Genomic DNA, 11,845 nt, shown 5'->3' with positions numbered 1-11,845 from the left:
GGTTCCTCAGGCTTCGGCTTGGGCTTTGATCAGGCGGTCGTAGGCGTCCTGATCCAGCAGCTTGGCGACGGCGGTCGCGTCGGCTGGCTTGAAGCGGAAGAACCAGCCTTCGCCCAGCGGATCTTCGTTCACCAGTTCAGGGCTGTCTTCCAGGGCCGGGTTGGTGGCCAGGACTTCACCGTCCAGTGGCATGTAAACGCCGCTGGCGGCTTTTACCGATTCCACGGTGGCGGCTTCGGCGCCTTTCTCGTAAGCCTGCAATTCAGGCAGTTGCACGAACACCACGTCGCCCAGGGCGTTCTGCGCGAAAGCGGTGATGCCAACGGTGACAGAACCATCGGCTTCGGCGCGCAGCCATTCGTGATCTTCAGTAAAACGCAACTCGCTCATGGAATCTCCTAGGGGCCAGACTCGTCTGGTGGACGCGGTGGAATACTCGGGCGGCAATGCCCTGATTTTATGAACGGTTACTTAGCAAGAACGCGGCCAAAGTAAAAATATCGTTATAAATCAATGGTTTGATTGATTTTAGGGCGAGCGCGAGTGCACTGTCTGTAGCGAAATCGCTACAGCGTGAGGCGAAGAAAAAAGCTGAACCGGATCAAAGCCTTGCACAGCGGTGATCGGAGGAGGGTGTAGCGATATCGTTCCGCTGTAGCGCTTTCAGTACAGATGGAGGTCGCTTTTGAACGGATTTCGAATCCGTCACATACCGTGTGGGAGCAAGCCCGCTCCCACATTTTTGACCGAGTTCGGTTCAGGGCTTGTTGGGGATGCCGTACTTGCGCAGCCGATGGGCAATTGCGGTGTGCGAGGTCTGCAGGCGGCTGGCCAGTTGGCGGGTCGAGGGGTAGCTGACGTAGAGCTTTTCCAGCAGCGATTTTTCGAAGGCTTCGACCGCTTCTTCCAGGCTGTCGACATCGGTGTCGGTCTGGCGTGCCACGGAGGTGCCGGCGATGTCGAGGTCGCCGATGTCCACCAGGCTGCTTTCGCAAATGGCGGCGGCGCGGAAGATCACGTTCTGCAATTGCCGCACGTTGCCTGGCCAGCGGTTACCGAGCAGCGCCGGATAGGTGCCCGGGGCCAGGCGGCAGACCGGGCGCTGGATCTGCGCGCAGGCCTGCTGCATGAAATAGCGCGCCAGCAACAGAATGTCCTGACCACGTTCACGCAGTGGCGGCACTTCGACGTTGAGCACGTTGAGGCGGTAGAACAGGTCTTCGCGGAACAGGCCTTCGCTGACCATTTTTTCCAGGTCGCGGTGGGTGGCGCTGAGGATCCGCACGTTGACCTTTACCTCTCGGTCACCGCCAACCCGACGGAAGCTGCCGTCGTTGAGAAAGCGCAGCAGTTTGGCCTGCAAGTACGGCGACATCTCGCCGATTTCGTCGAGGAACACCGTGCCCTGGTTGGCCAGCTCCATCAGCCCCGGTTTGCCGCCGCGTTGTGCGCCGGTGAAGGCGCCGGGGGCGTAGCCGAACAGTTCGCTTTCGGCGAGGTTCTCCGGCAGGGCCGCGCAGTTCAGTGCGAGGAATGGCGCACTGTGCCGGGCGCTGATGGCGTGGCAGGCGCGGGCCACCAGTTCCTTGCCGGTGCCGGTTTCGCCCTGGATCAGCAGCGGCGCGTCGAGGGCCGCGACGCGTTGGGCGCGAGCCTTGAGGGTGCGGATTGGCGGCGATTCACCGAGCAGCGCATCAAAGCCTTCGGCATGGTCGTGGTGCAACGCCGAGAGTTGTTCGCCGATGCGGTTGGGTTGATACAGGGTCAGCAGGGCGCCGGCGTCGGTGATCGGCGTGGCGTCCAGCAACAGGGTCTGGCCGTTGACGGTGATTTCCCGCAGCGGCAGGCGGAAGCCTTGTTCGAGCAGGGTTTCGAGCAGGCCCGGATCGTTGAACAGTTCCGAAACGCTTTCGCCAGCCGGCTCGCGGCCGTACAGGGCGATCAGTGCCGGGTTGGCCAGCAGCACCTTGCCGGCGCTGTCCAGTGCCAGCACCGGGTCGGTCATCGCCGCGAGCAATGCGTCGAGCTGCAAGTGCCGACGCTGGCCGGGGAGGATGTCGACCACGGTTACTGCTTCTACACCACGCACGCGAAACAGCGCATCTTTCAGTTCTTCGAGCACTTGCGGGCTCAAGGTCGGGGCGTCGATGTAGACGTTGGGCGGGATCATTTCCACCGCATCCAGATTGAGATTGCGCCCGCCGAGGATAGCCAGGACTTCCTGGGTGATGCCGACGCGGTCGATGAAGCTGACGTGGATACGCATGGGGCGGTTCTGGGTTCTGGAGTGCGGAGGGGGGCAAGTATGCCTTGATGGGGGACTGGGGTGAAATCTTGAGAATGGCGTCGTGCTCGAAATCCACCCCTCACCCCAGCCCTCTCCCGGAGGGAGAGGGAGCTGACTGAGGTGTCTAAGGTTTGACATCGACCTGAAAGAACCAGTCGATTATGGATTCGGCAGAGCAGGTTCAGGTCGGTGTAACTCTGAAATATCCCCGGATCAGTCCCCTCTCCCTCTGGGAGAGGGCTAGGGTGAGGGGGTCTTTGGGGGTTACTCGAAATGCTCGGGATTGACCGGATCCCCGGATTTCATATTCAACTTCATGCGGATGTCCTCAAACATCAGGTCGTAATGCTTGTGCACCGAGCCGATCTGGCTGTGGCTCTTGGGAATGCCGTACTTTTCGGCAATCTGCGTTACGTTGCGGGCGAAGTTGTAGGCTTCCTCCTTGGGCAGAAAGAACGGTTCGTTGACCTCTTTGCCCTGCATGCTGCCATGCAGGGTGAACTGTATCCCTTTGCCTTTCTGAGGATCGGTGAACACTTCATAGTCGAGGTGCACGTTGTAATTGACGTCGTCGTCAGTCAACGCGTGCCGCTCGATATGCAAATGACCGGGTTCGAACTGGGCCATGGTTTTCTCCTTTCAAGGCATGGGAGAAGGGCAGACCTGAGGTCTGCCCCCGGAGTTTCTTTTTATCGGTAGGTGATGCCCGGTGTCGCCGTGCTGACTCGCGTCCCGGCGGTGCCCTGGACGATGGCTTCGATGTCCGAGAGCGAACCGATCACCGCGACCTTGCCAGTATGGCGCGCAAATTCACAGGCTGCCTGCACCTTCGGCCCCATGGAGCCGGCGGCGAAGCCCAGGCGTTCGAGTTCGTCCGGGTGGGCCTGGGCGATGGCTTTCTCGGTGGGTTTCTTGAAGTCGATGTACGCCGCGTTGACGTCGGTGGCGATCACCAGCAAGTCCGCCTCCAGTTGTTCGGCCAGCAGCGCCGAGCACAGGTCCTTGTCGATCACCGCTTCGATGCCTTGCAGCTTGCCGTGAGCGCCATACATGGTCGGGATGCCGCCACCGCCGGCGCAGATCACGATGCTGCCCTTGTCCAGCAGCCACTTGATCGGACGGATTTCGAAGATGCGTTTCGGCCGGGGGCTGGCCACCACACGGCGGAACTTGTCGCCGTCCGGGGCGATGGCCCAGCCTTTTTCAGCGGCGAGTTTTTCTGCTTCGGCCTTCTCGTAGACCGGGCCGATCGGTTTGGTCGGATTCTTGAAAGCCGGGTCGTTGGCGTCGACTTCGACCTGGGTGAGCAGGGTGGCGAACGGGACTTCGAAGTCCAGCAGGTTGCCCAGTTCCTGTTCGATGATGTAGCCGATCATGCCTTCGGTTTCGGCGCCGAGCACGTCCAGCGGGTAAGGGGTGACAGAGGTGTAGGCCGCTGCCTGCAACGACAGCAGGCCGACTTGCGGGCCATTGCCGTGGGCGATGACCAGTTGGTTGCCAGGGTGGATCTTGGCGATTTGCTCGGTGGCGATGCGGATGTTGGCGCGCTGGTTGTCAGCGGTCATCGGCTCACCACGGCGGAGCAGGGCGTTACCGCCCAGAGCTACGACGATACGCATAATGCAGTCCTTTCAGAATTCGGTGAGCCTGCGGGCGCAGCCTTCGGCGACGCCCGCAGGTCAGGGTCAACGCTTACAGATCAGCCAGGGTCGACACCAGAATCGCCTTGATGGTGTGCATGCGGTTTTCCGCTTGCTCGAAGGCGATGCAGGCCGGCGACTCGAACACGTCGTCGGTCACTTCGATGCCGTTGGCCAGGTGCGGATACTGTTCGGCGATCTGTTTGCCGACCTTGGTATCGCTGTTGTGGAACGCCGGCAGGCAGTGCATGAACTTGGTGCGCGGGTTGCCGGTGGCTTTCATCAGCTCGGCGTTGACCTGATACGGCAGCAGTTGCTGGATACGCTCGGCCCAGGCTTCCACCGGCTCGCCCATCGATACCCAGACGTCGGTGTGGATGAAGTCCACGCCTTTGACCGCCGCTTTCGGGTCTTCGGTCAGGGTGATGCGGGCGCCGCTTTCCTCTGCGTATTTTTTGCAGCGATCGACCAGATCGTCGTGCGGCCACAGGGCTTTCGGCGCGCAGATGCGCACATCCATGCCGAGTTTGGCGCCGATCAGCAGCAGCGAGTTGCCCATGTTGTTGCGCGCGTCGCCCAGGTAGGCGTAGCTGATCTCGTGGATCGGCTTGTCGGCGTGCTCACGCATGGTCAGCACGTCGGCGATCATCTGCGTTGGGTGATACTCATCGGTCAGGCCGTTGAACACCGGTACGCCGGCGAACTTGGCCAGCTCTTCGACGATTTCCTGCTTGAAGCCACGGTACTCGATGGCGTCGTACATGCGCCCCAGAACGCGGGCGGTGTCCTTCATGCTTTCCTTGTGGCCGATCTGCGAGGAGTTCGGGTCGATGTAGGTGACGTTGGCGCCCTGGTCATAAGCGGCGACTTCGAACGCGCAGCGGGTGCGGGTCGAGGTTTTTTCGAAGATCAGGGCGATGTTGTTGCCCTTCAGGTGTTGCTGCTCGGTGCCGGTGTACTTGGCGCGCTTCAGGTCGCGGGACAGGTCGAGCAGGTAGCGCAGCTCACGTGGGGTGTGGTGTTCCAGGCTGAGCAGGTTACGGTTGTGAATGTTGAACGCCATGATGATTCTCCTTGGATTCGGTAATCGGCCCGGCCGCGACAGGGTCAGTGCGGCCGGGGAGATGGTCGTTTAGTAATCGATAGGGTCGCGGATGATCGGGCAAGTCATGCAGTGGCCGCCGCCACGGCCGCGACCGAGTTCGCCGGCGCTGATGGTGATGACCTCGACCCCGGCCTTGCGCAGCAGGGTGTTGGTGTAAGTGTTGCGGTCGTAGCCGATGACCACGCCCGGCTCCACGGCCACCACGTTGTTGCCGTCGTCCCATTGCTCGCGTTCGGCGGCGAAGCTGTTGCCGCCGGTTTCGACGACGCGCAGTTTCGGCAGGTTGAGGGCTTTGGCCACGACGTCGAGGAACGTGCCTTCTTCGCGACGGATGTCGATGCCGCCCTGTTTGCTTTCGTCAGGGCGCAGGGTGAAGGCGACGATCTGGTTGACCACTTCCGGGAAGATCGTGACGAGGTCGCGGTCGCAGAAGCTGAACACGGTATCGAGGTGCATCGCGGCGCGAGACTTCGGCAGGCCGGCGACGATGACTTTTTCCACGGCCTTGTTCTTGAACAGGTTCAGCGCCAGTTGGCCGATGGCCTGACGCGACGAGCGCTCGCCCATACCGATCAGCACCACGCCGTTGCCGATTGGCATGACGTCGCCGCCTTCGAGGGTCGAGCTGCCGTGATCCTTGTCCGGGTCGCCGTACCAGATCTCGAAATCGGCGTTGGTGAACTGCGGATGGAATTTGTAGATGGCGGTGGTCAGCAAGGTCTCCTGACGACGCGCCGGCCAGTACATCGGGTTCAGCGTCACGCCACCGTAAATCCAGCAGGTGGTGTCGCGGGTGAACTGGGTGTTCGGCAGCGGCGGCAGAATGAAACTGGAGTGGCCGAGGAAGTCGCGGAACATCTGGATGGTCTTGCCACCGAAGCTGTCCGGAAGGTCATCGGCGGACACGCCGCCAATCAGGAATTCGGCGATGTGTCGCGGCTCCAGGCTTTTCAGCCAGGATTTGACTTCGTTGATCAGGCCCAGGCCCACCGAGTCGGCGGTGACCTTGCGCTCGAGGATCCAGTCCAGCGCTTCGGGGTTGCCGACGATGTCGGTCAGCAGGTTGTGCATTTCCAGCACGTCGATTCCGCGCTCACGCATCTTGGTCACGAAGTCGAAGTGGTCGCGCTTGGCCTGAGCGACCCACAGCACGTCGTCGAACAGCAGTTCATCGCAGTTGTTCGGGGTCAGCCGCTGATGGGCCAGACCTGGGGAGCAAACCATGACTTTGCGCAGTTTGCCGGCTTCGGAATGGACGCCGTACTTAGCTTTTTCCGTGGTCATTTCGGTGATCCTCCAGAGTGAAAACGTTGGGCAATTACAGAGTCAGGAAGCCGTCATACAGTCCGTAGGCAGCCACCAGGGCGCCCACGACCACTGCGGCGAAAATCAGCTTCTCGACGTTGGTGAAAACCGGTTGTTTGAGTTCGAGCTTGGCCTTGGCGAACAGGATCGCGCCGGGGGCATAGAGCAGGGCCGAGAGCAGCAGGTACTTCACGCCACCGGCGTAGAGCAGCCACACCGCATAGATCAGGGCGATGGCGCCGATGATCAGGTCCTTGCGCCGTTCGGCCGCGAAGCCTTCGTAGCTTTCGCCGCGCACCGCCAGCAGCAGGGCGTAGGCCGCCGACCACAGGTACGGCACCAGAATCATCGAAGTGGCGAGGTAGATCAGCGACAGGTAAGTGCTGGCCGAAAACAGAGTGATGATCAGGAACAGCTGCACCATCGCGTTGGTCAGCCACAGGGCGTTGACCGGCACGTGGTTGGCGTTTTCCTTGCGCAGGAACTCCGGCATGGTGTGGTCTTTGGCAGCGGCGAACATGATCTCCGCACACAGCAGCACCCACGACAGCAACGCCCCCAGCAGCGAGATGATCAGACCGACGCTGATCAGCACCGCGCCCCAGTGACCGACCACGTGTTCCAGCACGGCGGCCATCGACGGGTTCTGCAGTTTTGCCAGTTCCGGCTGAGTCATGATGCCCAGCGACAGCACGTTCACCAGCACCAGGAACAGCAGCACGGTGATGAAACCGATCACGGTCGCCTTGCCGACGTCCGAACGTTTTTCCGCCCGGGCCGAGAAGATGCTCGCGCCTTCGATGCCGATGAACACCCACACGGTGACCAGCATCATGTTGCGCACCTGGTTCATCACGCTGCCCAGATCCGGGTTTTTCACGCCCCAGATATCGGCGGTGAAGATGTCCAGTTTGAAGGCGAAGATCGCGATCAATACGAACAGCAGCAGCGGCACGACCTTGGCGACGGTGGTCACGAGGTTGATGAACGCCGCTTCCTTGATCCCGCGCAGTACCAGAAAGTGCACGCCCCACAGCAGGACAGAGGCGCCGATCACGGCTGCAACGGTGTTGCCCTCCCCAAAAATCGGAAAAAAATACCCGAGAGTGCTGAACAGCAGAACGAAGTAACCGACGTTGCCCAGCCAGGCACTGATCCAGTAACCCCAGGCCGAAGAGAAACCCATGTAATCGCCGAAACCGGCCTTGGCGTAGGCGTAGACACCGCCGTCCAGGTCAGGCTTGCGATTGGCCAGGGTTTGGAAGACGAAAGCGAGGGTGAGCATGCCGACAGCGGTGATGGCCCAGCCAATCAGTACCGCGCCGACATCGGCACTGGCGGCCATGTTTTGTGGCAAAGAGAATATCCCGCCACCGATCATTGAGCCGACTACCAACGCGACCAGTGCACCTAGTCGTAGTTTTCCGGGAGCTTCAGACATTGCATGACTCCATTGCAGGAGAGAAGAGTTCACAGCGTAGTTCTGTTGGCTTTTCAAACAGCTGACTTAGATCAGTGCATGGTCACATTCCATTGTTAATGAATGACTTATGAAACGTCTGATGGCATAAGGCTTCTGCGTGTAAAGCCTGTCCTAGAGGCTTTCGGCATATATAGTTGGGAACTTTTCCTATTACTTTCGAGTTATCACGCTAGTCCGTTTTCAAGGTTTGGCAAATTTTTCGCCTCTGTTTCCAGTACAGAATCGAATTATCAGGATTCGCACACAAAATTGCCTATCCGTGCTAGGCATTAGTGCCATCCGCTATATATAAAAGACGTTGATTGGCGTTATTCAATAAACGTACTTACGCTCTAACCGTTTGGTTAATACCGGTTACATGACCATGGGCGGCCAATGCCGACCTCGGGAACCTGGAGACGCTGGAATGTCGCAACCGACGCAAAAACTGCGCCTTGGCGCACTGATCGCCCTGGTGGTGGGTTCGATGATTGGCGGGGGGATTTTTTCCTTGCCGCAAAACATGGCAGCCCGGGCCGATGCCGGCGCCATCCTGATCGGCTGGGGCATCACGGCGATCGGCATGCTCACCCTGGCGTTCGTGTTCCAGACTTTGGCCAATCGCAAGCCGGAACTGGACTCCGGCGTGTATGCCTACGCCAAGGCCGGGTTCGGCGATTACATGGGCTTTTCTTCCGCGTGGGGTTACTGGATCAGCGCCTGGCTGGGCAACGTCGGGTATTTCGTGTTGCTGTTCAGCACCCTCGGCTACTTCTTTCCGGTATTCGGCCAGGGCAATACGCCGATTGCGATTGGCTGCGCTTCGGTGTTGCTGTGGGCCGTGCACTTTCTGGTGATGCGCGGGATCAAGGAAGCCGCGCTGATCAATCAGTTGACCACCGTGGCCAAGATCATTCCGCTGATCATGTTCGTGGTTATCGCCGCCGTGGCGTTCAAGGCCGATATTTTTACCCGCGACATATGGGGCCGCAGCAACCCGAATTTCGGTGGCGTGATGGATCAGGTGCGCAACATGATGCTGGTCACGGTGTTCGTGTTCATCGGTATCGAAGGCGCCAGCGTTTACTCGGCTCGGGCGGAGAAGCGCACCGATGTGGGCCGTGCCACGGTGATCGGTTTCATCGGTGTGCTGGCGCTGCTGGTGCTGGTCAATGTGTTGTCGCTGGGGATCATGAGCCAGCCGGAACTGGCGACCTTGCAGAATCCGTCGCTGGCCGCCGTACTGGAACATATTGTCGGGCCATGGGGTGCGCTGCTGATCAGCGTGGGCCTGGCCATTTCATTGCTCGGTGCGTTGTTGTCGTGGGCGCTGTTGTGCGCCGAGATCCTGTTCGCCACTGCCAAGGACAACACGATGCCGGCGTTCCTGAAAAAGGAAAACGCCAACCATGTGCCGGTCAATGCGTTGTGGCTGACCAACGTGATGATCCAGATTTTCCTGCTGATCACGCTGTTTTCCGCCGGTACTTACACCAGCCTGATTTACCTCGCCTCGTCGATGATTCTGGTGCCGTATCTGTGGTCGGCAGCCTACGCCGTGTTACTCAGCGGACGGGGTGAGACCTATGAACATGCCTCCGCCGAACGTACCAAGGATCTGCTGATCGGCGGTATCGCGCTGTGCTACGCGGTGTGGCTGTTGTATGCCGGCGGGGTGAAATACCTGCTGCTGTCGGCGCTGTTGTATGCGCCGGGCGTGATCCTGTTCGCCAAGGCCAAGCATGAGCAGGGCGAGCCGTTGTTCACCACGCTCGAGAAGGGGATTTTCACCTGCGTCATCGCCGGGGCCGGGCTTGCGGCCTACGGGTTGTACAGCGGCGTGTTGTCCCTGTGAGATTGCGGCTCGACTTTCAGGGGCCTTACGACTGGCCGGCGATGCTCGGGTTTCTCGCGAAAACGGTGGAGAGGTCACCACTGCGCCCGATGTGAACCCAATTCAGTTGCCGGCAAAGTCCACTGCAACGGCGTTCCAGCAATACGCAGCGGCGCCTGAAGCCGATGTGCCGGCCCCCATGGTGTCTGCTCCAAGCTCAAGCTCTGATCCTGTGGATATTCCGGAAGCAACGCCTGGTCAGTCCCCGGTCCATGCTCAATCAACAACTTCGCCGTCCGCGCCAGCGACAACCGCGCCGATCCACCTCGACCACTGCGTAACCGTTCAGCCAGCAACCGAATCACACTCGCCGCCATCAGATACCCCGTCGCATGATCCAGCGCCTGCACCGGCAGCGGTGTCGGTTTGTCCGCCTGCTTCCAGCGCTGCCCGGCCTCGGCGATTCCGCTGCTCATCTGCACCAGACTGTCGAAGCCCCGACGGTTCTGCCACGGGCCGCTCCAGCCGTAGGCGTTGAGGCAAACGTCGATCAGCCCCGGCGCCAGTTGTCGGCGGCGTTCGACGCCGAAGCCGAGATGTTCAAGGGCGTCGGCGCGATAGCCGTGCAGCAGAATGTCGGCATCCTTGAGCAGGCTTTCGAACACTGTGCGATCTGCCGGCACATGCAGATCCAGTCGCGCACAACGTTTGCCGAGGGTCACTTCCGGCACCACGCCGGGTTCGTTCCAGGTCGGCGGGTCGATGCGCAGCACGTTGGCGCCGAGCCCCGCGAGGAAGCGGCTGGCGGTCGGGCCGGCCAGTACGCGGGTCAGATCGAGCACCTTGAGCCCGGCCAATGGCCGCGCCACCGAGCCTTGCCAGGGTTGATGACTTTCTTCTTTCCCGTCACTGAAATGCACCAAGGGTTCGGCATTCACCGCCAACCCTTGGGGATGTTTCTGCCACTGTTCCCAGCTGCGCATCTCAGCCGCACAACCCTTGGCCTCGACCACCGCTTGCTCCAGATCGGCACTGGCCCATTGCGCGACTTTCGCCGCCATCGCTGCGCGGTCTGCACAGGCGCCGAGCACGCGTTCAGCAGCGGCGCGGTGATGCGGGGCGTTGGTGTGCAGGCGGATCCAGCCGTCTTTGGTCGCATAGTCGCCGGCCACCGGATCCCACAGCGGCGGCACTTCCCAGCCGATGGGTCGTAGCGAGGTGGCGAACCAGAACGAGGCGAGGCGACGGTCGACTTCTACGCCGGGCAAGTGACCGGTCTGCTGCTGAAGGAGTTCGGCGACTGCCTGCCCGGCAGCGGCAATGCTCGCGCAGGCAAGGTCAGTAACGGCAAACGCCGAGGGCAGGGCGCCCTCGCCGGTGAACGGAATCGGCGTGGGGGACAAGCCGAGTGCGGCTTGAATGGACGTGAGCAGATCAGTCATCGAAGGCCCTCCGGAAGAGGGCCTGATCATAGATCAAATCAGACGCGGAACTGATCCATCAATTTCATCTGCTGGCTGGCCAGGGCGTTGAGCTGGCTGCTGATCGCCGCCGATTCGGTGGCCTGTTCGGTCAGGGTTTCGGTGACGGTGCGGATCGCCGAGACGTTGCGGTTGACCTCTTCGGCCACCGCGCTCTGCTGTTCGGCGGCGCTGGCGATCTGCAGGTTCATGTCGCTGATCACGGTGACCGCGTCGCTGATCTTGCCGAGGGCGTCCACGGCCTGGCGGATCTGCCCGGCGTTGTTGTGAGCCTGGGTCTGGCTCGAGTGCATGGTCGCGACCACGCCACGGGTGCCGGTCTGGATGCGTTCGATGACCACGCGGATTTCTTCCACCGAATCCTGAGTGCGCTTGGCGAGGTTACGGACTTCGTCGGCCACCACCGCAAAACCACGACCGCTTTCACCGGCACGGGCCGCTTCGATCGCGGCGTTCAGTGCCAGCAGGTTGGTCTGTTCAGCGATGCTGCGGATCACTTCCAGCACCGAACCGATCTGCTCGCTGTTGACTGCCAGCTCTTCGACTTCGGTCACCGCTTTGCTGACTTCGTCCGCCAGTTGATTGATGTCGCGGGTGCTGCGCTCGATGATCGACATGCCGTCCTTGGCCGACTGGTCGGCGCCTTTCGCCGCGTTGGCCGCATTCGAGGCGCTGTTGGCCACGTCGTGGGCGGTGGCGCTCATCTCGTTGGAGGCGGTTGCCACCTGATC

General features: G+C 60.9%; 9 protein-coding genes and 1 pseudogene. 1 reads left to right on the top strand and 9 read right to left on the bottom strand.

Features of this window, described 5'->3' with window-relative positions; all coding sequences use genetic code 11:
• Window positions 1-6: 6 nt before the first annotated feature.
• The 7 genes from gcvH to arcD (ACODTD_RS09710) all read right to left on the bottom strand — a co-directional run bounded on the left by gcvH (window position 7) and on the right by arcD (ACODTD_RS09710) (window position 7,778).
• The gene (gene gcvH, locus ACODTD_RS09740) at window positions 7-390 is read right to left on the bottom strand and encodes a glycine cleavage system protein GcvH (RefSeq protein WP_011335630.1); all 384 of its coding nucleotides are present in this window, start codon (window positions 388-390) and stop codon (window positions 7-9) included.
• A gap of 367 nt (window positions 391-757) precedes the next feature.
• Complete coding sequence (locus tag ACODTD_RS09735; RefSeq protein WP_039766033.1) at window positions 758-2,266, bottom strand: sigma-54-dependent transcriptional regulator; 1,509 nt, start codon at window positions 2,264-2,266, stop codon at window positions 758-760.
• Between the two features lie 285 nt (window positions 2,267-2,551).
• Window positions 2,552-2,914, bottom strand: coding sequence for a DUF5064 family protein (locus tag ACODTD_RS09730; protein WP_011335628.1), 363 nt, complete (start codon window positions 2,912-2,914; stop codon window positions 2,552-2,554).
• A 62-nt stretch (window positions 2,915-2,976) separates the two neighbouring features.
• Entirely contained in the window at window positions 2,977-3,906 is a 930-nt protein-coding gene (gene arcC, locus ACODTD_RS09725) for a carbamate kinase (RefSeq protein WP_064383742.1), read from the bottom strand.
• A 73-nt stretch (window positions 3,907-3,979) separates the two neighbouring features.
• Entirely contained in the window at window positions 3,980-4,990 is a 1,011-nt protein-coding gene (locus ACODTD_RS09720) for an ornithine carbamoyltransferase (RefSeq protein ID WP_201816234.1), read from the bottom strand.
• 69 nt (window positions 4,991-5,059) lie between these two features.
• The gene (gene arcA / locus ACODTD_RS09715) at window positions 5,060-6,316 is read right to left on the bottom strand and encodes an arginine deiminase (RefSeq protein WP_011335625.1); all 1,257 of its coding nucleotides are present in this window, start codon (window positions 6,314-6,316) and stop codon (window positions 5,060-5,062) included.
• Window positions 6,317-6,350: 34 nt separating this feature from the next.
• Complete coding sequence (gene arcD / locus ACODTD_RS09710; protein ID WP_011335624.1) at window positions 6,351-7,778, bottom strand: arginine-ornithine antiporter; 1,428 nt, start codon at window positions 7,776-7,778, stop codon at window positions 6,351-6,353.
• Between the two features lie 448 nt (window positions 7,779-8,226).
• Between arcD (ACODTD_RS09710) and arcD (ACODTD_RS09705) the strand changes: the two genes are divergently transcribed.
• Complete coding sequence (gene arcD / locus ACODTD_RS09705; RefSeq protein WP_285354196.1) at window positions 8,227-9,654, top strand: arginine-ornithine antiporter; 1,428 nt, start codon at window positions 8,227-8,229, stop codon at window positions 9,652-9,654.
• Between the two features lie 74 nt (window positions 9,655-9,728).
• Here arcD (ACODTD_RS09705) and ACODTD_RS09700 read toward each other — a convergent pair whose 3' ends face one another.
• Complete coding sequence (locus tag ACODTD_RS09700) at window positions 9,729-11,075, bottom strand: CoA transferase (protein WP_201816217.1); 1,347 nt, start codon at window positions 11,073-11,075, stop codon at window positions 9,729-9,731.
• A 38-nt stretch (window positions 11,076-11,113) separates the two neighbouring features.
• A pseudogene (locus tag ACODTD_RS09695) lies at window positions 11,114-11,641 on the bottom strand (methyl-accepting chemotaxis protein); the annotation flags it as partial.
• Window positions 11,642-11,845 lie beyond the last annotated feature (204 nt).

The organism is Pseudomonas sp. FG35, assembly GCF_057809295.1.
This window is presented reverse-complemented; position numbering and strand designations above follow the sequence as displayed.

What these genes read in the sequence shown, in the direction of transcription:
- gcvH (WP_011335630.1), bottom strand. Translation starts at nt 390, where the DNA reads ATGAGCGAGTTGCGTTTTACTGAAGATCACGAATGGCTGCGCGCCGAA.
- ACODTD_RS09735 (WP_039766033.1), bottom strand. Translation starts at nt 2,266, where the DNA reads ATGCGTATCCACGTCAGCTTCATCGACCGCGTCGGCATCACCCAGGAA.
- ACODTD_RS09730 (WP_011335628.1), bottom strand. Translation starts at nt 2,914, where the DNA reads ATGGCCCAGTTCGAACCCGGTCATTTGCATATCGAGCGGCACGCGTTG.
- arcC (WP_064383742.1), bottom strand. Translation starts at nt 3,906, where the DNA reads ATGCGTATCGTCGTAGCTCTGGGCGGTAACGCCCTGCTCCGCCGTGGT.
- ACODTD_RS09720 (WP_201816234.1), bottom strand. Translation starts at nt 4,990, where the DNA reads ATGGCGTTCAACATTCACAACCGTAACCTGCTCAGCCTGGAACACCAC.
- arcA (WP_011335625.1), bottom strand. Translation starts at nt 6,316, where the DNA reads ATGACCACGGAAAAAGCTAAGTACGGCGTCCATTCCGAAGCCGGCAAA.
- arcD (WP_011335624.1), bottom strand. Translation starts at nt 7,778, where the DNA reads ATGTCTGAAGCTCCCGGAAAACTACGACTAGGTGCACTGGTCGCGTTG.
- arcD (WP_285354196.1), top strand. Translation starts at nt 8,227, where the DNA reads ATGTCGCAACCGACGCAAAAACTGCGCCTTGGCGCACTGATCGCCCTG.
- ACODTD_RS09700 (WP_201816217.1), bottom strand. Translation starts at nt 11,075, where the DNA reads ATGACTGATCTGCTCACGTCCATTCAAGCCGCACTCGGCTTGTCCCCC.